Below are 22,926 nucleotides of genomic sequence, written 5' to 3'. Positions count from 1 at the left end.
TTCCTTATCAAAAAAACCATGAGCATGTTTGGAAAGGGCGATTATATGCCGCAATCGTTGCTAACAAGCAGGAGAAATACACTTAATTAATGTCAGTGTATTTATCCGGATTTTGTCATTGATTTGACACAAAGAAATGATATTACTTGATGCGGCCATAAAGCGGCATAACGACATTGCATCGCTATGTAGGATCGGCTTTATCGACTGGTTTGTGCAGCCCGCTCATATGGCCGGGCCAAATGGTTCAATACGGCTGCCTATACAGCTTCCTCGCGCGGATTGCGCGACAACAAGAGCTCCATGACCGAACGCAAGGAAGCGCCGTCGAACAGGACGCCGGCCACGGCATTGGTGATCGGCATGTCGACGCCGCGCTGCTGCGCCAGGGCGCGCACTGCGGCGGCACAACGCACGCCTTCGGCGACATGGCCGAGTTCGGTTACGATGGTCGCCAGCGGCTTGCCCTGCGCCAGTCCCAGCCCGACCTTGCGGTTACGCGACAGGTCGCCGGTACAGGTCAGGATCAGGTCCCCTACCCCCGACAAACCCATGAAGGTTTCGCTGCGGCCGCCAAGCGCGACGCCGAGCCGGGTGATTTCCGCCAGGCCGCGGGTGATCAGGGCTGCCCGCGCATTCAGGCCGAGCCCGAGGCCGTCTGCAACGCCGGTGGCGATCGCCAGGATATTCTTTACCGCGCCGCCGACTTCAACCCCGACCAGGTCGTCGGTCGAATACACACGGATGTGATCGCCGTGCACCGCCGCCACCACCTGATCGCACAAGCCGGCATGCGCGCTGGCGACCGACAAGGCGCAAGGCAACCCGCGTGCGACTTCCTGCGCGAACGACGGTCCGGACAGCGCCGCCGCCGGGATCGCATCGCCCAGCACTTCGCGCACGATCTGATGCGGCAGCAAGCTGGTGTTTTCTTCAAAACCCTTGCACAGCCAGACGATATTCGGAATCGGATACGCTTGCAGCTGCTGCGCCAGTTCACGCAAGCCGGCAACCGAAGAAGCGACGATCAGCAAACCCTCGGCCTGAGAGGCAAGCGCGTCGCCGGTCACATGGGCAATGGCCTGCACAAAATCGGCGCTCAAGCGCAAATTGTCGGGCAAGGCAAAACCTGGCAGATAAACGCTATTTTCACGCTGCGCGGCAGCAGCCGCCATGGTGTCGGGATTCCGTCCCCACAGCGTTACGCTATGGCGCTGCGCCAGGGCAATCGCCAAGGCGGTGCCCCAGGCGCCGGCGCCTAGTACAGTAATGTTCATGGATGCAATGGTGGCTTCGGAAGACACGGGTGGTTGGCACGTAAATGACAAAAAAACCGGATAGAACTCAATCGCCCCAAACCTCGGTAGCCTTCACATAGCCGGTTTGACCGTCGCGATGACGCACTTTGGCCCAGCCAGATGCTACGGGATCAACCAGTTCCAGCAAGACACCCTTGTCGGCAGAAAACACGACCGCGGCGGCATCGTCGGGATTGGCGTGGATCTTGGCATTCGCTACGCTGACTTGCAAATTGCGCTTGGCGACCAGGCCTTTCGACTGCAACCATGACAAATCGCCACTGGCGTCGCGCACCTTGGTCCATTCGCCGTAGGTCAACACGACTTCGACCGGCATGCCGCGCGGGGCGACCGCTACGCGCCGGCCTTTTTCCGAAGGCGCGTCGTATAACACTACAGGTGCTGCGCCAATCGCCTTGAAATCGAGGGCATGGGCAGAACCGGCAACGCCAAGCAAGCTTCCCATGAACAACGTGGTGGCACCGGCTATGCGTGCAAAATTCATCTATTGATCTCCAGTTGCGGAAAAAATCGCTGGGTGGCAAGCGCCCGCCAGAGCGGACGGCTTGCCGCCAGACATACCGCACTCATTGGCCAACCGCGACCGACGGCGCTTTGCCGCCGGTGCGGCCGACGACATTAGTTGATTGCTGTCGAACCATCAACAGCGATGCTGTCGCCGCTGCCTTTTTGCGCTTGCTCGGCCAATGCTTGCAGGCGTTGCTGGTAGAACACTTCGAAGTTGATTTCCGCCAGGTGGATCGGCGGGAAACCGGCGCGCGTGATAGCGTCGGCCAGGTTTGCACGCAGATAGGGATACACGATGTTCGGGCAGCCGATGCCGAGCAGCGGATCGAGTTGTTCGGTAGGGATATTGCGCAGTTCGAAAATGCCGGCCTGCTTGCCTTCGACCAGGAATGCAACCTTGTCTTTCACCTTGGCAGTGACGGTAACGGTAACGGTCGACTCGAAAATGCCTTCGGCCAGCGCTTCTGCGCCTACATCAACTGCCACTTCGATTTGCGGAGCCTCTTGCTCGAGGAAAATGGCCGGCGAATTCGGTTGTTCAAGCGACAAATCTTTCAGGTAAACGCGTTGAATCTGGAACACCGGTGCTTCAACTTGTTGGTTCTCTTCAGCCATGACACTCTTTCAGTTAATTTAAATTAGCCAGATTGCGGATAATGCCATCTGACCTGTTTCTCCGTACAGTCTGCAACAATACCTGAATCGCCAGCTTATTTGCTGGCTTATTGCTGAAAATCAGGCGCTTTGCAGCAGGGGCTCAAGCTTGCCATCGCGATCGAGTGCGTGCAAGTCGTCAAAACCGCCAACGTGGGTTTCGCCGATATAAATTTGCGGCACGGTGCGGCGGCCGGTTTTTTGCATCATCGTCTCGCGTTGCGACGGGTCGAGGTCGATCCTGATCTTTTCGATATCTTCCACGCCTTTTGCCTTCAGCAATTGCTCGGCGCGGATGCAGTACGGGCATACCGCAGTGCTATACATTACAACATGTGCTGTCATGACTACTCTTTCTGGTTCAATCTGTACCGTTGCCCCTGCGGGCGGCGGCGATCATTTGACGGTAGGCAGGCCTTGGGTCTGCCAGGCGGCGATGCCGCCTTCCAGGTTATAGGCCTGGGCAAAGCCGGCCTGGCTCAATTGCGCTACCGCTTTCGTGGCCTGGTTGCCGGTCTGGCAAACCACCACCACATTCTTTGCTTTAAACTTGTCCACTTCGGCCATGCGCTGCGGCAAATCTTTCAAAGGAATGTTTTTGGCGTCGATCAGGTGGCCGGCGGCAAATGCATCGCTGTCACGTACGTCCAGCACCAGGGTTTTACCCTGGTTAATCAGCTGGATAGCTTGTAAAGTCGTTACCCGGTTACCGCGTTTTTGCAACAAAGGGAGCAACAGTGCGCCGCCCGACAAAAATGCTACTGCAATCAGAAAAATGTTATCAATCAAGAATTTCACGGCGATCCAATGGTATTAGTTAATCCCGCCATTATAAAATAGAAGCTGGAGCGCCATTCAATTCGTATAGGGTTCAGTGAAAAAACCCTGCCCCGTGCGACGCATTTGGCTGGATATCGATGGCGAACAACCGCGTACAACTGATTTCTTACTTAACTTAGCAAACTTACCATGTACAAAATCGTATTGATGCGCCACGGCGAATCCACCTGGAACCTGGCTAACCGATTCACCGGCTGGGTCGATGTCGACCTCACCGAAAAGGGCGTAGCGGAAGCCAAACAGGCTGGCCAGCTGTTGCTGCAAGCCGGCTTGACCTTCGACCTGGCTTACACTTCGGTGCTGAAACGTGCGGTACGCACGTTGTGGGGCACGCTCGACGAGATGGACCTGATGTGGCTGCCGGTCCAGCACAGCTGGCGTCTGAACGAGCGTCATTACGGCGCCCTGCAAGGTTTGAACAAGGCCGAAACCGCCGCCAAGTATGGCGACGAGCAAGTCATGGTGTGGCGTCGCAGCTACGACACGCCGCCTATGCCGCTGGAGCCGAGCGATCCACGTACATCCTATGCCGATCCACGCTACGCCGGCCTCAAGCGCGATGACATCCCGCTGACCGAATGCCTGAAAGACACAGTGGCGCGCGTGTTGCCATACTGGAACGATGAAATCGCACCGTCTATCCGCAGCGGTAAACGCATCATCATCTCGGCGCATGGCAACAGCTTGCGCGCCCTGATCAAGATGCTGGATGGCATCAGCGACGAAGATATCGTCGGCCTCAACATCCCTAACGGCCAGCCGCTGGTGTATGAGCTGGATGCGGATCTCAAGCCGATCAAGAGCTATTACCTCGGCGACCAGGCGGCGATAGCAGCGGCGATGAACGCCGTCGCCAGCCAGGGGAAAGCGAAATAAATATCTCGCCGGGTCATCTCCTGACGCCCTTCGGCAAGCGCAAAACCCGCCACGCCAAACGCCGCCAGCCGGCGCTCTTGGCGTGGTCTTTGGCGCTGCTGCTGGCGGCGACGGTGGGCGCTGCCTTGCCCGTCGTCGCCAACGCCGCTCCCGCCAAAATCACGGAACGCAGCAAGCAAAAGCAGGCAGCAGAAGCGCAGCGCGCCGACTTGCGGCAAAAACTTGATAACCTCAAGCGCGACATCAGCCTGACTGAAACCGCAAAAGACGACGCCAGCGACGCGCTGGCGGACTCCGAAGAAGCGGTTTCCAAGGCCACCCGCTCCTTGCGCGACCTTGGCGCCGAACAAAACCAGACCGAAGCCAAGCTGGCCAAGCTGGCCAAACAGCACGACGAGCTCAGCAAGACCGTGGCAAAGCAGCAAACCCAGCTAGCCAACCTGCTGCGCCAGCAATATGTGGCCGGCAATGAAGACCGCATCAAGCTGCTGCTGTCCGGCGACAATCCGAACCGCATCAACCGCGACCTGCAATACATGGGCTACGTCTCGCAGGCCCAAGCCAAGCTGCTGGAATCGCTGCGCGCCAACCTGGCCGCGGTGGAAGCCAACCAGACTGAAGTCCAGAGCGCCAAGGACGATCTCGACGAAATCGCCCAGGAACAGCGCGACCAGAAAAAACTGCTGGACCAGGAGAAGGCCAAGCGGGCGACGCTGCTGACCCAGCTTTCCAGCAAACTGAGCAGCCAGCGCAAGGAAGTCGGCAATATCGAACGCGACGACCAGCGCCTGTCGGGGCTGGTGGATAAGCTGGCGCAGTTGATCGAAGCGCAAAAACAAGCCGAAGCCGCGGCCCGTGAGAAACTGCGACAGCAACAGCTGGCACAGGCAAAAGCCAAGGCCGAAGCACTGGCGCAAGCCCAGGCGGCGCGCGAGCGCCTGCTTGAACAGCAACGCGCCGCCCAGATCAAAAAGCCGCCCGCCGGCGACAATCCGGTCAAGCCCAAGCCCGTCAATCCGGATGCCATCGACGACGACCAGCCGCCGGCCGTGGCCGTCACGCCGCCGGTTCCGGCAGCGCCAGTGGCGCGCAATGAGCTGACGCCGGAAGCCGACGTCAAGGATGTTTCCTACGGCAGGCCGTTCGAATCCTTGCGCGGCCAGCTGCGGTTGCCGGTGCGCGGCGACGTCATGGCGCGTTTCGGCAGCAAGCGTGGCGACGGCCCGAGCTGGAAAGGGCTGTTCATCCGCACCCCGGAAGGCAGCGAGGTCAAGGCGGTTGCCGCCGGCCGCGTGGTGTTTGCCGACTGGCTGCGCGGCTTCGGCAACCTGATCATTGTTGATCACGGCAACCAGTACATGACTATTTACGGTAATAATCAGGCATTATTGAAACGTCCCGGCGATGCGGTCAAAGCCGGCGACGTGATTGCCAATGCCGGCAACAGCGGCGGTAATGAACAATCGGGTTTATACTTCGAAATTCGGCATCAAGGCCGTGCGTTCGACCCACTCGGATGGGTAACTACTAGGTGAAACATGGGCAGTAAGCTTAAAAATATCGGTCTAATCAGTTTAGGCGTCATTGCCGGCATCGGCGCCTCTATCCAGTTCGACGCCATCGCGCAGAAGAGTGCTGCTGCGCCATTGCCGCTGGAAGAGTTACGGCAGCTGGCCGATGTATTCGGACTGATCAAGTCGGATTACGTGGAGCCGGCCGATGACAAAAAGCTACTGACCGAAGCCATCTCCGGCATGGTCGCCTCGCTCGATCCGCACTCCGCCTACCTGGACAAGAAGGCTTACAAAGAGCTGCGCGAGAGTACGCAAGGCAAATTTGTCGGCCTCGGCATCGAAGTCGGGATGGAAGACGGCTACATCAAGATCATCTCGCCGATCGAGGATTCACCGGCCTACCGCGCCGGCATCAAGGCAGGCGACCTGGTCACCCGTCTCGACGCTACCCCGGTCAAAGGCCTGACTCTGGAGCAGGCAGTCAAGCGCATGCGCGGCGAGCCGAACACCAAGATCACCCTGACCATTTCACGCAAGGGCGAAGACAAGCCGCTGATCATCCCCATCACGCGCCAGGAAATCCGGGTCCAGAGCGTGAAGTCGAAAGTGGTCGAACCGGGTTATGCATGGTTGCGCATCACCCAGTTCCAGGAACCGACGGTCGACGACATGGCCAAGAAAATCGCCGCCATCTACGCCCAGGAGCCTAACCTGAAGGGTCTGGTGCTGGATCTGCGTAACGATCCGGGCGGCGTGCTGCCAGGCGCGATCGGCGTGTCGGCCGCCTTCCTGCCCAAGGATTCGGTGGTGGTGACGACCAACGGCCAGCTGCCAAGCTCCAAGGCCTCGTTCTACGCCAAGCGCGAATACTATGCCAATCCGGGCAACGACCCGCTGGCGCGCCTGCCGGAAGCGCTGAAAAAAGTGCCGATGGTGGTGCTGGTGAATACCGGTTCCGCGTCCGCTTCGGAAATCGTCGCCGGCGCTTTGCAAGACTACAAGCGCGCCACCATCATGGGTACGCAGACTTTCGGCAAGGGTTCGGTACAATCCGTGATCGCCCTGCCGCCTGACCGCAACACGGCAGTCAAGCTGACCACGGCGCGCTACTACACGCCTAACGGCCGCTCGATCCAGGCCAGGGGCATCGTGCCTGACGTCATGGTGGATGAATATAGCGACGGCGACGGCTTGAACGGCCTGCGCCTGCGCGAAGCCGACCTCACCAAGCATCTGAGCAACGATACCGACAAGAGTCCTGAAGTCACCGCGCCCAAGGTCGATGAACTGGAAGAAGCGCAACGGATTGCCGCCGCCGAGAAGAAGCGCAAACCCCTGGAATACGGCAGCAAGGACGATTTCCAGCTGGCGCAAGCGATCAACCAGTTGAAGGGATTGCCGGTGCAGGTGTCCAAGGTCAAGCCGGAAATTCGCTCGGAAACCGACAAGGACGACAAGACGTCGAAAGATGACAAACCCGATCCGGCCGCCGGCGCCATGATCAAGAAAGATTTGAAGCTTGACGATAAAAAGGACAAGAAACAGGACGACATGAAAGGCGACAAAGAATAATCGCTTTTCACGTTAAACTAAGGCCGCAGCGATGCGGCTTTTTTTATGGCTGCAGCTGTTGCCGGCTGTTGCCTGATGGCGCGGCGTACATTTATTTTTTGACAGCTTCTTATGAACGACCAGCAATTACTCCGCTATTCGCGCCACATCCTGCTGGACGATATCGACATCGGCGGCCAGGAGAAATTCCTGGCGGCGCATGCCCTTATCATCGGCGCCGGCGGCTTGGGTTCACCGGTGGCGATGTACCTGGCGTCGGCCGGCGTCGGCCGCATCACGCTGGTAGATAACGACACGGTCGACCTGACCAACCTGCAGCGGCAGATCCTGCACACCAGCGAGCGGGTCGGCCAGGCCAAGGTCAGCTCGGGTAAAGCGGCCATGGCGCAAATCAATCCCGGCATCGAGATCGTCGCCTTGGCCGAACGCGCAGACCAGGCGCGCCTGCATGAACTGATCGCCGGCGCCGATGTGGTCATCGACTGCAGCGACAATTTCGCCACGCGGCAGGCCATCAATCGCGCCTGCGTCGCGCTGAAAGTACCGTTGGTGTCCGGCGCCGCGATCCAGTTTGACGGCCAGATCAGCGTCTTCGATGCGCGCGATGCAAAGTCGCCCTGCTATGCCTGCCTGTTCCCGCCGGACCGCGAATTTGAAGAAGTCGCCTGCTCCGCAATGGGCGTATTTGCGCCGCTGGTCGGCATCATCGGCAGCATGCAGGCAGCGGAAGCACTCAAGCTGATCGCTTGCATCGGCACTTCCCTGTCAGGATTTCTCTTGATGCTGGATGCGCGCAGCATGGAATGGACACGCATCGGCGTCGCCCGCGATGCCGCCTGCCCGGTCTGCGGAACGCAGCATCGCGCCTGATTCAAAGCCGACGCTTGCACACTACGGCCGGTAGTAGCAATTACTAATCCGGTAATTAGACATATCCTTCTGATCGTCCGCTTTTTCTTCCGCCAATTCCTTCCGCTGCTTTAAATTACGTCTTGTTATCGTGTCACGAAAACACGCGATAAACATCACATAAATATAAGCGGGAGATAAAGGCATGAAACGCAGACAGTTTTTGAAGGGCTCGGCATTTTTTACGGTGGCAGCAGCATCAGGCATGCTCAGCGCTTGCGGCGGCGGCGCGGATATCGGCAGCAGCGCAGCGGGAACGTATGCTTTTCCGCAGGGAATCGCCTCCGGCGATCCGAAGGACAGCAGCGTGGTGTTCTGGGGCCGGGTAGTGCACAACAACAGCGCCATTGCCGATGCGGTGAACGTCCGCCTCGACGTTTCCACCAGGGCGAATTTTTCCAGCTTCACAGCGCAAGTCAACTTGAGCGCGAGCGCCGACTACGACTTCACGGTCCGCGCCAAGGTCATCCAACTCAACCCGGACACCATCTATTACTACCGGTTTACCGCCGGCAGCGACGTCAGCGTCACGGCCCAGACCAAGACCGCGCCGCTTGCCGGCAGCAGCAACGAGCAAGTACGATTCGCCTGGATTACTTGCCAGGACTGGTCGGTCAACCATTGGCAGGCATTGTCTTTGCTGGCGCAGGAAAACCTGGATTTCGTCGTGCATGTCGGCGACTACATTTATGAAACCGTGGGCGCCTCGTTTCAGACCGGCGGCGCCGAACCGGCGCACGGCACGATCAAATTGCCGGATGGCCTGGCGCATCCCGGCGGCGGCATCTACGCCAATACGGTCAATGACTATCGCACTCTTTACCGCACCTACAAAACCGATGCCCGCCTGCAGAGCATCCATCATAAATTCCCGGTCATCGCGATCTGGGACGATCATGAATTCTCAGACGATTGCTGGCAAGATCACCAGGTCTATACCAATGAAAACCTGCAGCAGACCGGGCGCCGCCGCAGCGCTACCCAGGCCTGGGCCGAATACACGCCGATCGATTTCGGCGACCTGTCCTTCGACCTCAACAACAGCAGCTACCAGAACATCCGTATCTATCGCGATTTCCGCTTCGGCAAACTGATGCATCTGGTGATGACCGACGAACGCCTGTATCGCGACGACCACGTGGTCAGCGAACAATCGGTGGCGCAGCAGCTGGGCCATGATCCGGTCAACGGCGACGATTCCATCGGTTCGCGCTATTTTGTGCCGCAGCCGCTGCTGTTGCAAATGGAAGCGCAGGAAACCGCCAAACTGGGGCGGACACCGTCGATCCTCGGGCCGACTCAGACCCAGTGGTGGAAAGACACGCTGAAAAATTCGGATGCGACCTGGAAAGTGTGGGGCAATGAAATCATGCTGAACCGCATGTGGGCCGACCTGACGCCGCCGGCGCTGGGGATTCCGGCGCCGTACAACCAGCTGTATGTGATCAATTGCGATTCATGGGATGGCTATCCCAGCCACAAGGCCGAACTCCTATCCTATCTGAATACGCAAAACATCCAGAACGTGGTGGCCATCACCGGCGATTTGCATGCCTTCCAATGCGGTGTAGTGCGCGCCAATCCGGGCGACCTGAGCAGTCCGCCTGTGCTGGTGGATTTTTTGACGGCCGGCATCAGCAGCCAGTCGTTTTACAACTACATCAAGTCCGGCGCCGCGGTGGTCAATCCTCTGCTGGGCCAGCTGGTGCAGACACCGCAGATTTTCGACAGTCTGCTAAAACACTTCAATCCCGACTTTGCCTATGTCGATCACGATGCCCAGGGCTATGCCACGGCAACCGTGACCAACGACAGCATTGTGGTGGTATTTAACAAGGTCAAGCCGCTTGCCGGCGATGGCAGCGCGCCGCAGCAACCGTTGCTGAAACGGACCCGCATGACATTGCCAAAGGGTTCGACCACGCCGCAGATTGAAGACAACGTTTGATCAGGTTACTCAGGTTATGAATGACGCTATCGCTTGCCGAGAGAATGGCAGGCGATAGCGCAAAGCCCCTTAAGCGCTATGCAAAGCGCGCACAGCGCCGCTTGCTTGCATGGCTTTCAGCGCCCGTAGCTTCTGGATCGTATCGGCACAAGCGCGCGCTGCTTCTGCGCCTTTCACCAGGAAATGTTCGAAGAAATATTTATGGTGTTCTTCGCCGCCGTGGAAATGATGCGGCGTCAATACCGCCGACAATACCGGCACGCCGGTTTCCAACTGCGCCTGCATCAAGCCGTCGATCACTGCGTGGGCGACGAATTCATGGCGATAGATGCCGCCATCCACCACCAGCCCGGTAGCGACCACCGCAGCGTACCTGCCGCTGTTGGCCAGCAGTTTGGCGTGCAAGGGAATTTCGAAGGCGCCGGCGACTTCGAAGAAATCGATGTCTTGCTCGGTGTAGCCGGCATTGGCGATTTCGGCAATGAAGGCGATGCGGCATTGATCCACGATCTCGCGATGCCAGCCGGCCTGGATGAAGGCGATGCGTTCATTGGCTGTGCCGGGAATTTTTGATTTGATATCGACTGCTGAAGTTTGTTGCTGTTGCATGTGAAGACTCCTGTTTACATGATAAAAACAGGGCGCATCGGATCGAAAGGAAGCACGCACTCAAGTAACATCCACAGGCGTCGATTGCCAATAGCAATAACGCTGCCTCCGCCTCGGCGGCATGCAGCAAGACGCCTGTCAATGATGACAAGCACTGCGCGACCTGTTCTCTCTTTATCCGGACTATACCGTCGGCCCCGGAATCAAACCGGGTCTGCTGACCTTGCTGTAAAAAATAACAACAAGCGCTCGCGGGCTATGCGCATTGCACGCAATTACCGCCGGTGGGGAATCACACCCCGCCCTGAGAACGTTTCGGCGAACCAGATTGATGGCACACCGAGCAGAGAATTTATCACATAAATTGCGGCGCTGCACAAACCGGCCGGATCCGGCAGCGGCGGCGTCAACCGGTTTTCCGGGCCAGCCCGAGATAGGTATCGATCACCTTGGGATCATGCGCCAGTTCTGCGGCCGGACCTTGCAAGACCATGTCGCCGGTTTCCAGCACGTAGGCGTAATCGGCAGCCTGCAAGGCCGCGCGGGCGTTTTGCTCGACCAGCAAGATCGCCACGCCGGTCTGTTTCAAACGCACGATAATGTGGAAAATCTCCTTGACGATCAATGGCGCCAGTCCAAGGCTGGGCTCGTCCAGCATCAGCAGTTGCGGCTTCGCCATCAAGGCGCGCCCTAGCGCCAGCATCTGCCGTTCGCCGCCGGACAAGCTACCGGCAAGCTGCCTGCGCCGTTCCTGCAGACGCGGAAACAGCTCGTACACCACCGCCATCTGGTCGGCATAACCGCTCTCGCCGGCCTTGTAGCGTCGATAGCTGCCGAGCAGCAGATTGTCTTGCACTGTCATGCTGGCAAACAGTTCGCGCTTTTCCGGCACCAGGCACATGCCGCGTGCGACCCGGGTTTCTATCGCCACGCCATCGGTATCCTGGCCCAGCAGGCGCACCTTGCCGCGCATGCTGCCGCTGTTCGGCATGGCGCCGGCAATCGCATTCAGCATGGTCGATTTACCCGCGCCGTTGGGGCCGATCACGGTGACGATCTGACCGGCGCCGACTTGCAGGCTGGCGCCATGCAAGGCCTCCACCTTGCCGTAGGCGACGTGCAGGTCGCTGACTTCCAGCACGGAATTGGCTATCACATTAGTCATCGATCCCTCCCAGATAAGCTTCCAGCACCGCCGGGTCTTGCTGTATGTCGGCCGGCAGGCCTTCTGCAATCTTGCTGCCGAATTCCATCACCACCAAATGGTCGGTCAGGTTCATGACGAAATCCATATCGTGCTCTACCAGCAAAATGCTCATCCCTTCGGCCTTCAGCTTGCGCAGCAGATCCGCCAACGCCTGCTTTTCCTGATAACGCAATCCCGCCGCCGGTTCATCCAGCAGCAGCAAAGTGGGATCGCAGCACAAGGCGCGGGCGATTTCCAGGATCCGCTGCTGGCCCAGCGCCAGGCTGCCGGCCTCTTCGTAGAGCAAATGGCCGAGGCCGACACGCTCAAGCTGCGTCCTGGCCTCGAACAGCAGGGTCTTTTCTTCCGCGCGATTAAGCCGCAGCAGGCTGGCCGCGATGCCGCCGACATCGCGATGGCTGCCGCGCAGGTGCGCGCCGATGGCGACGTTCTCCAGCACCGACATGCTGCTCATCAGGCGCACGTGCTGGAAGGTGCGGGCAATTCCGCGCGCAACGATCCGGCGCGATGGCAAACCCGAGATCTGCTGCAACTCCCGTTCTGCACGGAACCTGATCGAACCACCGGTCAGCGGCAAGACGCCGGTCACCAGGTTGAACATGGTCGATTTGCCTGCGCCATTAGGACCGATCAGGCCCACGATTTGTCCGGCCTTGACGCTAAAGCTCATGTCATTGACCGCGACCAGGCCACCGAATTCCTTGCGTACCCGGTCGACTTCCAGCACCGTTGCGGCGTCTGCATGCTTGCTTCTCGCCGCCAACGCAGTGGCTGATTCCGGCGCCCTCACCGTCGGCTTGGCTGGCGGCAGTTTGCGCAGATACGGCCACAGTCCGTTACGTGCGCGCTGTAGCAGCAACACCATCAGGATGCCGAAGACGATGGTCTCGAAATTGCCATTGGCGCCCAGCAGTTTCGGCAACCATGATTGCAGCTGATCCTTCAGCACGGTCAGCAACGCCGATCCCAGGATCGCACCCCATACGTAACCGGCGCCGCCGACCACCGCCATGAACAGGTATTCGATACCGGCATTCAGGCCGAACGGGGTCGGGCTCACCGAGCGCTGCAGATGAGCGTAAAGCCAGCCGGAGACGCTGGCCAGCAAAGCCGCCAGGACAAAAATCAACACCTTGATCCAGGCGGTATTGACACCCATCGCCTCGGCCATCACGCCACCGCCGTTGAGCGCGCGAATAGCGCGGCCCGAGCGTGAATTCAACAGGTTCTGCAAGCCGGCCAGTGCAACCAGCAAGATCACCCAGATCAGGTAAAACATCTTGCGGCCGCTATCGAGTTCGATGCCTAACAGGTTGATGGCGGGAATACCGTTCAAGCCGTCGTACTTGCCGAGAAACTCCAGGTTACCGAACAGGAAATACAGCGACAACGCCCAGGCAATCGTGCCCAGCGGCAGGAAATGTCCTGACAGGCGCATGGTGATGCCGCCGATCGCCAATGCCGCCAAGGTCGTCACGCCCAGACCGGTCAACAAGCCGATCCATGGCGACAGCCCGAAATGCGTGCTCAGGTAAGCGGTGGAATAAGCGCCAAGACCGACAAAGGCGGCCTGGCCGAACGACGTCAGGCCGCCGACTCCTGTCAGCAGCACCAGGCCCAGCGCCACGATCGCATACAGGCCGAAGTAATTGGCCAGCGTGATCCAGAATTCGGGCGTCGGCAAGACCGGCAATAACACCAGGACGGCGACAAACGCGATCAGCGGCAGATTGCGCACGGAGAGATGGCGCATCACTGGCCTCCCTCGTCAATCTGCTTGCTGGTCAGCGAACGCCACAACAGCACCGGAATGATCAGTGTAAACACGATCACTTCCTTGAAAGCGCTGGCCCAGAACGAAGAATACGATTCCAGCAAGCCCACCAGCAAAGCGCCGGCGGCGGCCACCGGATAGCTGCCGAGGCCGCCGATGATGGCGCCGACGAAGCCTTTCAAGCCGATCAGGAAACCGCTGTCGTAATAGATAGTGGTCAGCGGCGCAATCAGGATGCCGCATAGCGCGCCCAGCGCGGCGGCCAGGGTGAACGCCAACCGTCCGGCTTGCGTGGTGCCGATGCCGACCAACTGCGCGCCCAACCGGTTGACGGCGGTGGCGCGCAAGGCCTTGCCGGACAATGTCCGTTCGAAGTAAAGGTAAAGCGCGACGATCAGCAGCAGCGACACCATGATGATCACGCAACTCTGGCCGGAAACCGTCAAGCCGCCGATCTCGAAACGGGCGTCGGAAAACGATGTGGTGCGCGAACCTTCCGCCCCGAACATCAGCAAGCCGATGCCGGTCAAGGCGTAGTGCACCGCCACCGAGACAATCAGCAAGACCAGGGTGCTGGCTTCCGCCAGCGGCTGGAACGCCAGCCGGTAAATCATCGGTCCCGTCGGCACCACGATCGCCAGGGTCAGCAACACCTGCAGCGGCATGGCCAGCGATGCATGGCCATAAACTCTTGCAACGGCAAAGATTGCCAGCGGCAGCAGCACGAATTTCAGCAAAGCCACGCTGATGCGCCGGACAACTGTGCCGCGGCTTTCGCCATTGCGGTCGAAGGCCAGCGCAACCGTTTCCTGGATAAAGCTCAACGCGCCAAGCACCACCAGCAGGGTCGCCGACAAGGGAAGTTTATCGGCCTGGATGGCCGCCAGCGTCAGGGCGCCGAAAGCCACGAACTCGCCCTGCGGGATAAAGATCACGCGGGTGGCCGAGAACACCAGCACCAGCGCCAGTGCCAGCAGCGCGTAGACGGCGCCGCTGGTGATGCCATCCTGCGCCAGGATGGCGGCGATTGAAAAATCCATAATGATGTATACCTGTGCCGCGTGAAGTTACCGAGGTTACCGAGTTACTGCGCAACGCCCAGCAGTTTCCATTTGCCGTTGACGATTTCCACCATCACGCGCGAGCGCTGGTCGAAACCGACGTGATCGGTCGGGCTCATGTTGACGATGCCTTGCGAGACCGGCAGGTTCTTGATGGCTTCTATGTTGTCGCGCAGCGCGGCGCGGAATTCCGGACTGCCTGGTTTGCCTTTCTTCAGGGCCGCAGGCACAGCGGCGCCCAGCAGCATGCCGGCATCCCAGGCATGGCCGCCGAAGGTAGAGATGCTGCCGACGCCATAGGCTTTTTCATAGGCTGCACGGTAAGCCATGGCCGACTTCTTGACCGGATTACTGTCCGGCAGCTGCTCCGCCACCAGCAACGGGCCGGCAGGCAGGAAAGTGCCTTCGCAATCCTTGCCGCAAACACGCAAGAAGTCGTTATTAGCGACGCCGTGAGTCTGGTAGATCTTGCCTTTGTAGCCGCGCTCTTTCAGGGTCTTCTGCGGTAAGGCGGCCGGGGTGCCGGCGCCGGCGATCAGCACGGCGTCGGGATTGGCGCTGACCATTTTCAATACCTGGCCGGTCACGGAAGTATCGTTGCGGGCGAAACGCTCATTGGCGACGATCTTGATCTTGCGCAGCTCGGCCAGCTTGGAAAACTCGCGATACCAGCCTTCGCCGTAGGCATCGGAGAAGCCGATAAAGGCCACGCTCTTGACGCCGGCATCCGCCATGTGGGCGATGATTGCGGTCGCCATGTGCGAATCGTTTTGCGGGGTCTTGAAAATCCAGCGGCGCTTGGCATCGACCGGCTCGATCAACGCAGCCGAAGCCGCCATCGTGATCATCGGCGTGCCGGATTCGGCGGCGACATCGCTCATCGCCAGCGAGCCGGGCACCGCGGTCGAACCGATCAGCAGGTCGACCTTTTCTTCACTGACCAGCTTGCGCGCATTCTTGACGGCGGTGGTGCTGTCGGTGGCGTCGTCAAGCACGATGTATTCCACTTTCTGACCGGCGATTTCCTTCGGCAACAAGGCAAAGGTATTTTTTTCCGGGATTCCCAGTGAAGCCGCCGGGCCGGTGGCGGACACGCTCACACCTACTTTGATCTGGGCGTACGCGCCGCCGCTGCCTGCGGCCAGGCTGATTGCCAGTACTGCGGGAACGGTCATCCCCAACCATGCTTTTTTCATCTGATCTGCTCCATGTGGTTATAGCGCTTGTGCGCAGCCGTCACGGGCGGCGAGAGCGCCAAGCCCACGATGGTAGCAAAAAAATCAAACCAGCATCAGCGCTACCTGTTGCGCGGCGTCGGCGCCGGGCTTGTGCTGGAAACGGCTCTTGGCGAAACGCTGCCAGCGGCCCAGCACGAAACTGGCCAGGATATTGGCCCGCATCGCGGTTTCCGCTTCGTTCGCTTCGCCTTGCGCGGCGGCGGTGCGCAGCGCTTGCTTCAACGACAGTTCGATGCGGTCGACGAACTGGTTCATGCGCAGTTGAAGGCGTTCATCCTCATTCACCAACGCATCGCCGATCATGACGCGGGTCATGCCAGGATTACGCTCGGCAAAATTGAGCAGCATCAGCGTAATGGCCTGCGCCTGATGCAAGCCTTTTTCCTGCTGTTCGGTAATCTGGTTGACTAGGCCGAAGACGGTGTTCTCGATAAAATCGATCAAGCCTTCGAACATTTGCGCCTTGCTGGCGAAATGCCGGTACAGCGCCGCCTCCGAGACCTCGATCCGGGCCGCCAGCGCGGCCGTGGTGATTTTTTCGCCCTTGGGTTGTTCCAGCATGACCGCCAGGGTCTGAAGGATTTGAAGTTTACGCTCGCCTGGTTTGGTAGTAGCCATGATTTTTTATTTTAGTAATGATGGAGATAAGGAAAACTGTGGCCGAATCGGAACCCCGGCGCCGGACCACCACACTAGCCGCTATGGCGGCTTCAACGCAAACGGTGCAGATTCTTGCTCAGCTGACGGACGGATTTTACTTTGACATCGACGTAATTGGGGCGCTTTATCGTATTTGACTGATCCTTCAGGTACTGCGTCACCCACGCGGTGCGCATGCCGACCCATTTGGCGGCCCTGAGATTGGTGATCGTGTCCTCCACCAGGATGCAGCGCCGCGCCGGCACTTTCTCGCGCGCCACCAGCTGCCGCAGCAAATGCCGCGACGGCTTGGGCCGCAGTTGGCGGTGTACATGCATGGCCTCAATCGAAATATGCTTGCCGAAATGACGCTGCAGGCGCAAGTGGCGCATGACATCGCCAGAGTAGCGCAGCGGCGCATTGGTCAGCAGAATCTTGCGGCCCGGCAGCCGTTTGAGCAAATTGATCAGGCCGCGTTCGGCCCGGATCATGCCCGGCAGATCGTCGAAGCGATGCGCTTCGCGTAAAAAATCTTCAGGCCGTACCTGATGATGTTTTACCATGCCAAGCAAGGTCGCGCCATAGCGCCGCCAGTAATTTTCGCGCGCGGCATTGACAGTAGCGGCATCGGCGTCAACGCCGTCGCTGCCAAGGGTGCGCGCCATGAAGGCGTTCATGTTGACGTGAATCGCCGGAAAAATCGCATGCGAAGCGTTGTGCAGGGTATTGTCCAGGTCGAACAGCCAGAGCATGGCCCTATTCTTTCCCCTTGTATTTTTTCTTCTTGAATCCATTACCATGATGAACGCCGGTGATTTTCCGGAAATTAGAATCTTTGAGTCGACCAGCAAAAGGGGAACATGTGTTTCGTCAGATTATAGTGATATTAGGTGTGGCAGGACTACGTTCAGCCGCGAGATTACTCGCGCCACTGCCCTGCCCTTGGCCATGGATCGGGCCACGCCAACTGCTGCTGACCTTGGGGCTGGGAGCGTTGCTGGCGGGAGCGCCGCCGCTGTTCGCCCAGGATGGCATTGCCGCCGCCTCGCTACAGCCGGCCGCCAGCGTGCGCCAGGGCGGCGCCATGTTCCAGATACAACGCGGCGGCCATAGCGCCTACGTGTTCGGCACGATTCACGTCGGCAAGGCGGATTTTTATCCATTAGATACCAAAGTATTGCAAGCCATACAACAATCGTCGTGTATCGCCCTGGAAATCGATCCGAACAATAGCCAGGGCATGATACCGTTGATAAAAAAATATGGTATCTACCCGGACGGTCAATCGCACCAGAAGGATTTGCCGCCCAAGCTGCAAAGGCAGCTCGCCGCGCTGCTGGAAAAATACGGCATGGCGCCGGACCAGGTCGCCAGCCTGAAACCCTGGCTGATAGCGACCATGTTAGGCATCAATGAGTACAGCAGCCAAGGCTATCTGTCGCAATACGGCGTCGACACCACCTTGGCCAATCTGGCGAAAAGCAGCAACAAGCGGCTGGTCGAGCTGGAAACCGCCGAAGCGCAGCTGTCGCTGCTGGGGAGCCTGTCGCTTACCGAACAAGTCCGGTTCCTGCAAGACAGCGTCGATGAAATCCAGGATCCCGCCAAAGCGCAGCGCTCGCTGGAGCTGGTCAATCTGTGGCGCAGCGGCGATGTCGACGGCTTGGCCGCGATGCTGGCGGAAATGAATGCCGAAGATACGTTTGCCAGCAAATTGGTGCAACGCGCCTTGCTCGACGGCAGAAATCCGGGACTGGCGGACGGCATCGCCAAACTGGCCAACTCGAGCGACTATCCCTTCGTCGCCATAGGCATGCTGCACCTGGTGGGGCCCAACAGCGTATTGGCAATATTGCAGCAGCGTGGTTATAGCGTGAAGCGGGTTTACTGAAACCCGACGCGTCATCATGACTACCCGCATTTCGGGGTTCTGCGATTGATTTGATTTACATCAAATCATAGTGCAGCGTTTCCTTTTACAGTTAAGGTCAACACAGACCTCTCACAGAAAAAACGGGAATTGGAAATGAAAAAACCTGCATGCATATTGGCGCTTTCGGCGCTGGCGCTGGTCCTGGCCGGCAACAGCATGGCGCAAGAAAGTCCCTGGCAAATACGGCTGCGCGCCGACTATCTGAAGCCGGCGAACAAGTCGGATCCGATTGGCGGCGTCGGCGCATCCGACCGCTTGCAGGTCAATAACAAGACCATCCCTGAAGTCGACATTACTTATTTCTTCACGCCGAACTGGGCGACGGAACTAGTCTTGACCTATCCACAAAAGCAGAATGTTTCGCTGGATGGAAAAAATATCGGCAGTTTCAAACATCTGCCGCCGACGCTGACCTTGCAATACCATTTCCTGCCGCAAGCGCAATTCAGCCCGTATCTTGGCGCCGGAGTTAACTACACCCGTATTTCGAACGTCGACCTGCTGAATGGCGCCGGTTCGCTGGACAACAGCAGCTGGGGCCTGGCGCTGCAGGCCGGGCTTGATTACAAGCTGGATAAAAACTGGTCGCTCAACCTGGATGTGAAAAAAATACAGATCCGCAGCGATGTCTATGCCGGCGGCGAAAAAATCAGCCGCGTGCAGATCGATCCATGGCTGATCGGCATGGGCGTCGGCTACCGCTTCTAGACCGGATACGCGTTCGCGTCATCGCGAAATCAATACCTCATCAGTCTTTCCCCGGACTGTTGCGCGCCAGGGGCAAAGCTGCCTGGCGCGCTTTTTTCCACTGCTGACATGACCCGGGATCGCAGCACGGCCAATCTCAACAATCTTTGATCGAAATCAAGGTCGCTCCCGATCAACTCTCTTAAGATCAGGCGGCGTCATCTCCCTATCAAAGGTTTGCCAAATGTATTTCTCCCACTTGCCCGAGCCGGTATCACCGTCGACAGCCATGCCACATCGAAAAGTAATTCGTTCCTGGCTGCTGCCGGTCGCGCAGCGCAACACCAACCGTGCGCTGGCATTGGTGCTGCTCGATCTATGCCTGTTCGCACTGGCGATCGTCGCCACTGTCTGGCTGCAAAATATCGCGATGAAATTATTGTCCGGTGCGATCGCGGGCTTCATCATCGGCCGTCTGTTCATCCTCGGCCATGATGCCTGCCATCAAAGCTTTACGCCGCACCGGCGTCTCAACCGCTGGCTCGGCCGCCTGGTGTTCCTGCCGTCGCTGACGCCTTACAGCCTGTGGGATGTGGGCCATAACGTCGTGCATCATGGTTACACCAATCTGAAAGGCTTCGATTTCGTCTGGCAACCGCTGTCGCTGGAAGAGTTCCAGGCCCTGCCGCGCCGGCGTCAATGGCTGGAACGCATCTACCGCAGCGGCTGGGCGCCGTGGCTGTACTACCTGGTTGAAATGTGGTGGCAACGCATGTACTTTCCGAATCGTCGCACCATGCCGACCCGGCGTCCGGTATTCGTCTGGGACGGCATCCTGGTGACGGTGGCGGCGCTGGTCTGGATTGCCGTGCTGGTTGCCGCGGCACTGGCCACCACGCAATCGATCTGGCTGACCTTGATGGCCGGCTTCGTGCTGCCGTTCCTGTTCTGGAATGCGATGATCGGCTTTGTCGTCTACGTGCATCACACCCATACCGGCATCGCCTGGTACGATCAGAAAGCCACCTGGGCGGCATCGCAACCGTTTGTCTCGACCACCGTGCACCTGACGTTCCGCTACCGCATCGGCGCGCTCTTGCATCACATCATGGAGCACACCGCGCATCACGTCGACATGAGTATCCCGCTGTATCGCCTGCAGGAAGCGCAGCAGATTCTTGAAACCATGCTGCCCCTGCGCATCGTGATCCAGAAATTTTCCTGGCGCTGGTATTTCGATACGGCGCGGCGCTGCAAACTGTATGATTTCCGGCGTCATTGCTGGACTGATTTTGCCGGCATGCCGACCAGCGCGGCTGCCATCGTCAATTGATTCCAGTCAGGTTTTGGCTGTTCTACGGCACATGGCGGTAGAATGGCATGTCTTGGCAAGTTACAACGCCACGCTTTCCACCGGATCCCGCCATGAATCACGCTCCACTCCGTACAGCGCCGCTGTTGGACATCAGAGCCTTGCGCACCAGTTGTTCTTCTTGCAGCATGCACCAACTATGTCTGCCGATGGGACTGGATGAACCTGAGATGCAGCGCCTGGATGGGATTATCGGCCGCCGCCGCATCGCACGCGAAGAAACCTTGTACCGTATCGGCGATAAATTCAACTCTTTGTATGCCGTGCGGGTGGGCCAGTTCAAGACCTCGCAAGCCAATCCCGACGGCGCGCAGCAAATCACCGGCTTCCAGATGACCGGCGAATTGCTGGGCATGGATGCGATCAGCACCGATACCCATCAGTGCGATGCGATGGCGTTGGAAGATAGCGAGGTCTGCGAAATTCCCTTTGTGCGGCTGGAAGAACTGTTCGGCGACATTCCCACCTTGTTGCGGCATTTCCATCGCATCATGAGCAAGGAAATCACGCGCGAACAAAGCGTCATCCTGCTACTTGGGAACATGCGCGCCGAACAGCGCTTTGCGGCTTTCCTGGTCAACCTATCGTCGCGTTACGCGGCGCGCGGCTATTCATCGACCAGTTTCCAGCTGCGCATGACGCGCGAGGATATCGGCAACTATCTCGGCCTGACGATCGAAAGCATCAGCCGCCTGCTGTCCAAGCTGAAGAAAGACGGCATGCTGAAAGTCAGCAACCGGGAAATTGAGCTGATCGACTTGCCGGCATTGAAAACACTGGCGACCGGCGCCGAGGCTTGCATCTGATCGCTGGCGGTTCGCGGCGCCTGCATCAAATGGTTTTCGAGTAGCGTACAGGATCTTTCACGGGATCCAGATAGCGGTCGAACACCATGCAGATATTCCGGATCAGCAAACGCCCTTTCATGGTGACGCTGATCCAGTCGTCTTCCAACAGCAGCAAGCCATCCGCTTCCAGCAATTTCAGCTGCGCCAGCTCCTTCGCGAAATACTCGGCGAACTTGATCGGATGGGCCATCTCGATCGACGCCGGCGACAATTCAAAATGGCACATCAGGTGCTGGATAATCAGTCTCCGCAGCAAATCATCCATGCTCAGTTTGATCCCGCGCGCAATCGGCAGCAGCTGCCGGTCGAGCCGCTCATAGTAGGCCTCCAGCGTCTTTTCATTCTGGCTGTAGCTGGCTCCGACGGCACTGATCGCCGACACGCCGCAAGACACCAGGTCGGCCTCGGCATGCGTCGAATAGCCTTGAAAATTGCGGTGCAAACGTCCTTGCCGCTGTGCGATCGCCAGGTCATCGTCCGGTTTGGCGAAATGGTCCATGCCGATATACACATAACCAGCCGCCGTCAGACGCTGGATGCAAAGGAACAGCATGTCGATCTTGCTGGCAGGCGTCGGCAGGTCGCTGTCGGCAATCCGCCGTTGCGGTTTGAACAGGTGCGGCATGTGCGCATAATTGTAGATGGCGATGCGATCCGGCGCAGCCGCAATCACTTTGTCCAGCGTTTGCGCAATCGACGTCAGGCTCTGCTTCGGCAAGCCATAGATCAGATCGATGCTGACCGAGCGGAAGCCGGCAAAGCGGGCCGCATCGATGATGCGTAGCGTGTCCTCTTCCGCCTGGATCCGGTTCACCGCTTTCTGCACCGCGTGGTCGAAATCCTGCACACCCAGGCTGAGCCGGTTGAAACCTTGGCGGCGCAGCGTGACGATGCGCTTCGGCGTGACCGTGCGCGGATCGACTTCTATCGAATATTCGCCCAGTTGATCCGGCGCAAACTGAAAATGCTGATGCAGATGCGCCATCAGTTCATTCATCTGGCGATCGCTCAGATAGGTTGGCGTGCCGCCGCCGAAATGCAGCTGTTCAACCTGGTTCATGCCTTGAAACAAAGCCGCTTGCATTTCAATCTCGCGCTTCAGGTAAGTCAGGTAGAGTGCGGCCTTGTTCAAATTTTTACTTACGACCTTGTTGCAAGCGCAGTAATAGCAGACCGTGTCGCAAAATGGAATATGCAGATACAGCGACAAGGCGTGCCGCGCGCCCATCGCCCGCCGGTCGGAAACCGCCTGTTCATAGGCTTCGACGCCGAATGCATCGGAAAACCTGTCTGCCGTCGGATAGGAGGTATAGCGCGGTCCGAGCTGGTTCAGCTTGCTCAGCAAGGACGGTTCGAACGCAAGCGCAGCCAGCGACGCAACCGCGGCTATCGGCGTTGGGGAAGTTAACATGATCTGGC

At 58.7% G+C, this 22,926-nt stretch carries 22 protein-coding genes and 1 riboswitch; of the genes, 9 read left to right on the top strand and 13 right to left on the bottom strand.

Annotation, left to right across the window (positions count from 1 at the left end; translation table 11 throughout):
• Positions 1 to 260: 260 nt before the first annotated feature.
• From ABI171_RS21950 to ABI171_RS21930, 5 genes are all read right to left on the bottom strand, one after another.
• A complete protein-coding gene (locus ABI171_RS21950; RefSeq protein WP_348094689.1) occupies positions 261 to 1,277 on the bottom strand; it encodes an NAD(P)H-dependent glycerol-3-phosphate dehydrogenase in 1,017 nt (338 codons plus the stop codon).
• 67 nt (positions 1,278 to 1,344) lie between these two features.
• Entirely contained in the window at positions 1,345 to 1,803 is a 459-nt protein-coding gene (locus tag ABI171_RS21945) for an SH3 domain-containing protein (RefSeq protein ID WP_348094688.1), read from the bottom strand.
• A gap of 134 nt (positions 1,804 to 1,937) precedes the next feature.
• Positions 1,938 to 2,441: a protein-export chaperone SecB gene (gene secB, locus ABI171_RS21940; RefSeq protein ID WP_038493558.1), complete on the bottom strand. Its 504-nt coding sequence runs from the start codon at positions 2,439 to 2,441 to the stop codon at positions 1,938 to 1,940.
• A 120-nt stretch (positions 2,442 to 2,561) separates the two neighbouring features.
• Positions 2,562 to 2,825, bottom strand: coding sequence for a glutaredoxin 3 (grxC, locus tag ABI171_RS21935; RefSeq protein ID WP_348094687.1), 264 nt, complete (start codon positions 2,823 to 2,825; stop codon positions 2,562 to 2,564).
• A gap of 51 nt (positions 2,826 to 2,876) precedes the next feature.
• Positions 2,877 to 3,278, bottom strand: coding sequence for a rhodanese-like domain-containing protein (locus ABI171_RS21930; RefSeq protein ID WP_348094686.1), 402 nt, complete (start codon positions 3,276 to 3,278; stop codon positions 2,877 to 2,879).
• Positions 3,279 to 3,449: 171 nt separating this feature from the next.
• On the opposite strand from ABI171_RS21930, the gene gpmA reads away from it, so the two are divergent.
• The 5 genes from gpmA to ABI171_RS21905 all read left to right on the top strand — a co-directional run bounded on the left by gpmA (position 3,450) and on the right by ABI171_RS21905 (position 10,139).
• Entirely contained in the window at positions 3,450 to 4,196 is a 747-nt protein-coding gene (gene gpmA, locus ABI171_RS21925) for a 2,3-diphosphoglycerate-dependent phosphoglycerate mutase (RefSeq protein ID WP_348094685.1), read from the top strand.
• A gap of 98 nt (positions 4,197 to 4,294) precedes the next feature.
• Positions 4,295 to 5,731: a peptidoglycan DD-metalloendopeptidase family protein gene (locus tag ABI171_RS21920; RefSeq protein ID WP_348094750.1), complete on the top strand. Its 1,437-nt coding sequence runs from the start codon at positions 4,295 to 4,297 to the stop codon at positions 5,729 to 5,731.
• A gap of 3 nt (positions 5,732 to 5,734) precedes the next feature.
• A complete protein-coding gene (locus tag ABI171_RS21915; protein WP_348094684.1) occupies positions 5,735 to 7,282 on the top strand; it encodes a S41 family peptidase in 1,548 nt (515 codons plus the stop codon).
• A 111-nt stretch (positions 7,283 to 7,393) separates the two neighbouring features.
• Entirely contained in the window at positions 7,394 to 8,152 is a 759-nt protein-coding gene (gene moeB / locus ABI171_RS21910) for a molybdopterin-synthase adenylyltransferase MoeB (RefSeq protein ID WP_348094683.1), read from the top strand.
• 184 nt (positions 8,153 to 8,336) lie between these two features.
• Complete coding sequence (locus tag ABI171_RS21905; protein WP_348094682.1) at positions 8,337 to 10,139, top strand: alkaline phosphatase D family protein; 1,803 nt, start codon at positions 8,337 to 8,339, stop codon at positions 10,137 to 10,139.
• 69 nt (positions 10,140 to 10,208) lie between these two features.
• Here the strand turns inward: ABI171_RS21905 and ABI171_RS21900 are convergent, their stop codons facing one another.
• From ABI171_RS21900 to ABI171_RS21870, 7 genes are all read right to left on the bottom strand, one after another.
• Complete coding sequence (locus ABI171_RS21900) at positions 10,209 to 10,748, bottom strand: 6,7-dimethyl-8-ribityllumazine synthase (RefSeq protein WP_348094681.1); 540 nt, start codon at positions 10,746 to 10,748, stop codon at positions 10,209 to 10,211.
• A 161-nt stretch (positions 10,749 to 10,909) separates the two neighbouring features.
• Positions 10,910 to 11,064, bottom strand: a riboswitch (FMN riboswitch).
• A gap of 90 nt (positions 11,065 to 11,154) precedes the next feature.
• Entirely contained in the window at positions 11,155 to 11,913 is a 759-nt protein-coding gene (locus ABI171_RS21895) for an ABC transporter ATP-binding protein (RefSeq protein ID WP_348094680.1), read from the bottom strand.
• The gene (locus tag ABI171_RS21890) at positions 11,906 to 13,708 is read right to left on the bottom strand and encodes a branched-chain amino acid ABC transporter ATP-binding protein/permease (RefSeq protein ID WP_348094679.1); all 1,803 of its coding nucleotides are present in this window, start codon (positions 13,706 to 13,708) and stop codon (positions 11,906 to 11,908) included. Before ABI171_RS21890 ends, ABI171_RS21895 begins: the two co-directional genes overlap by 8 nt.
• Positions 13,708 to 14,769: a branched-chain amino acid ABC transporter permease gene (locus ABI171_RS21885; RefSeq protein WP_348094678.1), complete on the bottom strand. Its 1,062-nt coding sequence runs from the start codon at positions 14,767 to 14,769 to the stop codon at positions 13,708 to 13,710. Before ABI171_RS21885 ends, ABI171_RS21890 begins: the two co-directional genes overlap by 1 nt.
• 44 nt (positions 14,770 to 14,813) lie before the next feature.
• Positions 14,814 to 15,965, bottom strand: coding sequence for an ABC transporter substrate-binding protein (locus tag ABI171_RS21880; protein WP_348094749.1), 1,152 nt, complete (start codon positions 15,963 to 15,965; stop codon positions 14,814 to 14,816).
• Between the two features lie 105 nt (positions 15,966 to 16,070).
• Complete coding sequence (slmA, locus tag ABI171_RS21875; protein ID WP_348094677.1) at positions 16,071 to 16,646, bottom strand: nucleoid occlusion factor SlmA; 576 nt, start codon at positions 16,644 to 16,646, stop codon at positions 16,071 to 16,073.
• A 92-nt stretch (positions 16,647 to 16,738) separates the two neighbouring features.
• Positions 16,739 to 17,419 carry a pyrimidine 5'-nucleotidase gene (locus ABI171_RS21870; RefSeq protein ID WP_348094676.1) on the bottom strand — a complete coding sequence of 227 codons (681 nt, stop codon included), beginning with the start codon at positions 17,417 to 17,419 and terminating at the stop codon, positions 16,739 to 16,741.
• A 140-nt stretch (positions 17,420 to 17,559) separates the two neighbouring features.
• Here ABI171_RS21870 and ABI171_RS21865 point away from each other — a divergent pair, with 140 nt between their 5' ends.
• The 4 genes from ABI171_RS21865 (at position 17,560) to fnr (ending at position 21,465) form a co-directional block, all read left to right on the top strand.
• Positions 17,560 to 18,558, top strand: coding sequence for a TraB/GumN family protein (locus ABI171_RS21865; protein ID WP_348094675.1), 999 nt, complete (start codon positions 17,560 to 17,562; stop codon positions 18,556 to 18,558).
• A 135-nt stretch (positions 18,559 to 18,693) separates the two neighbouring features.
• Positions 18,694 to 19,308, top strand: coding sequence for an OmpW family outer membrane protein (locus ABI171_RS21860; protein WP_348094674.1), 615 nt, complete (start codon positions 18,694 to 18,696; stop codon positions 19,306 to 19,308).
• Between the two features lie 223 nt (positions 19,309 to 19,531).
• Positions 19,532 to 20,620 carry a fatty acid desaturase gene (locus tag ABI171_RS21855; RefSeq protein ID WP_348094673.1) on the top strand — a complete coding sequence of 363 codons (1,089 nt, stop codon included), beginning with the start codon at positions 19,532 to 19,534 and terminating at the stop codon, positions 20,618 to 20,620.
• Between the two features lie 92 nt (positions 20,621 to 20,712).
• Complete coding sequence (gene fnr / locus ABI171_RS21850; RefSeq protein ID WP_348094672.1) at positions 20,713 to 21,465, top strand: fumarate/nitrate reduction transcriptional regulator Fnr; 753 nt, start codon at positions 20,713 to 20,715, stop codon at positions 21,463 to 21,465.
• 25 nt (positions 21,466 to 21,490) lie between these two features.
• On the opposite strand, the gene hemN is transcribed toward fnr, so the two are convergent.
• Positions 21,491 to 22,918: an oxygen-independent coproporphyrinogen III oxidase gene (gene hemN / locus ABI171_RS21845; protein ID WP_348094671.1), complete on the bottom strand. Its 1,428-nt coding sequence runs from the start codon at positions 22,916 to 22,918 to the stop codon at positions 21,491 to 21,493.
• Positions 22,919 to 22,926 lie beyond the last annotated feature (8 nt).

Origin of the sequence: Collimonas sp., from assembly GCF_039923675.1 — a bacterium.
In the GTDB taxonomy this organism is placed as follows: domain Bacteria; phylum Pseudomonadota; class Gammaproteobacteria; order Burkholderiales; family Burkholderiaceae_D; genus Collimonas.
Note: the sequence above shows the minus strand (reverse complement) of the source record. Positions and strands in the feature narration are given on the sequence as shown.

Coding starts and splice junctions, on each gene's coding strand:
- ABI171_RS21870 (WP_348094676.1), bottom strand. CDS start 17,419: ATGCTCTGGCTGTTCGACCTGGACAATACCCTGCACAACGCTTCGCAT.
- ABI171_RS21900 (WP_348094681.1), bottom strand. CDS start 10,748: ATGCAACAGCAACAAACTTCAGCAGTCGATATCAAATCAAAAATTCCC.
- ABI171_RS21890 (WP_348094679.1), bottom strand. CDS start 13,708: ATGCGCCATCTCTCCGTGCGCAATCTGCCGCTGATCGCGTTTGTCGCC.
- hemN (WP_348094671.1), bottom strand. CDS start 22,918: ATGTTAACTTCCCCAACGCCGATAGCCGCGGTTGCGTCGCTGGCTGCG.
- ABI171_RS21885 (WP_348094678.1), bottom strand. CDS start 14,769: ATGGATTTTTCAATCGCCGCCATCCTGGCGCAGGATGGCATCACCAGC.
- ABI171_RS21895 (WP_348094680.1), bottom strand. CDS start 11,913: ATGACTAATGTGATAGCCAATTCCGTGCTGGAAGTCAGCGACCTGCAC.
- grxC (WP_348094687.1), bottom strand. CDS start 2,825: ATGACAGCACATGTTGTAATGTATAGCACTGCGGTATGCCCGTACTGC.
- ABI171_RS21860 (WP_348094674.1), top strand. CDS start 18,694: ATGAAAAAACCTGCATGCATATTGGCGCTTTCGGCGCTGGCGCTGGTC.
- secB (WP_038493558.1), bottom strand. CDS start 2,441: ATGGCTGAAGAGAACCAACAAGTTGAAGCACCGGTGTTCCAGATTCAA.
- ABI171_RS21855 (WP_348094673.1), top strand. CDS start 19,532: ATGTATTTCTCCCACTTGCCCGAGCCGGTATCACCGTCGACAGCCATG.
- slmA (WP_348094677.1), bottom strand. CDS start 16,646: ATGGCTACTACCAAACCAGGCGAGCGTAAACTTCAAATCCTTCAGACC.
- fnr (WP_348094672.1), top strand. CDS start 20,713: ATGAATCACGCTCCACTCCGTACAGCGCCGCTGTTGGACATCAGAGCC.
- ABI171_RS21905 (WP_348094682.1), top strand. CDS start 8,337: ATGAAACGCAGACAGTTTTTGAAGGGCTCGGCATTTTTTACGGTGGCA.
- ABI171_RS21945 (WP_348094688.1), bottom strand. CDS start 1,803: ATGAATTTTGCACGCATAGCCGGTGCCACCACGTTGTTCATGGGAAGC.
- ABI171_RS21950 (WP_348094689.1), bottom strand. CDS start 1,277: ATGAACATTACTGTACTAGGCGCCGGCGCCTGGGGCACCGCCTTGGCG.
- moeB (WP_348094683.1), top strand. CDS start 7,394: ATGAACGACCAGCAATTACTCCGCTATTCGCGCCACATCCTGCTGGAC.
- gpmA (WP_348094685.1), top strand. CDS start 3,450: ATGTACAAAATCGTATTGATGCGCCACGGCGAATCCACCTGGAACCTG.
- ABI171_RS21880 (WP_348094749.1), bottom strand. CDS start 15,965: ATGACCGTTCCCGCAGTACTGGCAATCAGCCTGGCCGCAGGCAGCGGC.
- ABI171_RS21915 (WP_348094684.1), top strand. CDS start 5,735: ATGGGCAGTAAGCTTAAAAATATCGGTCTAATCAGTTTAGGCGTCATT.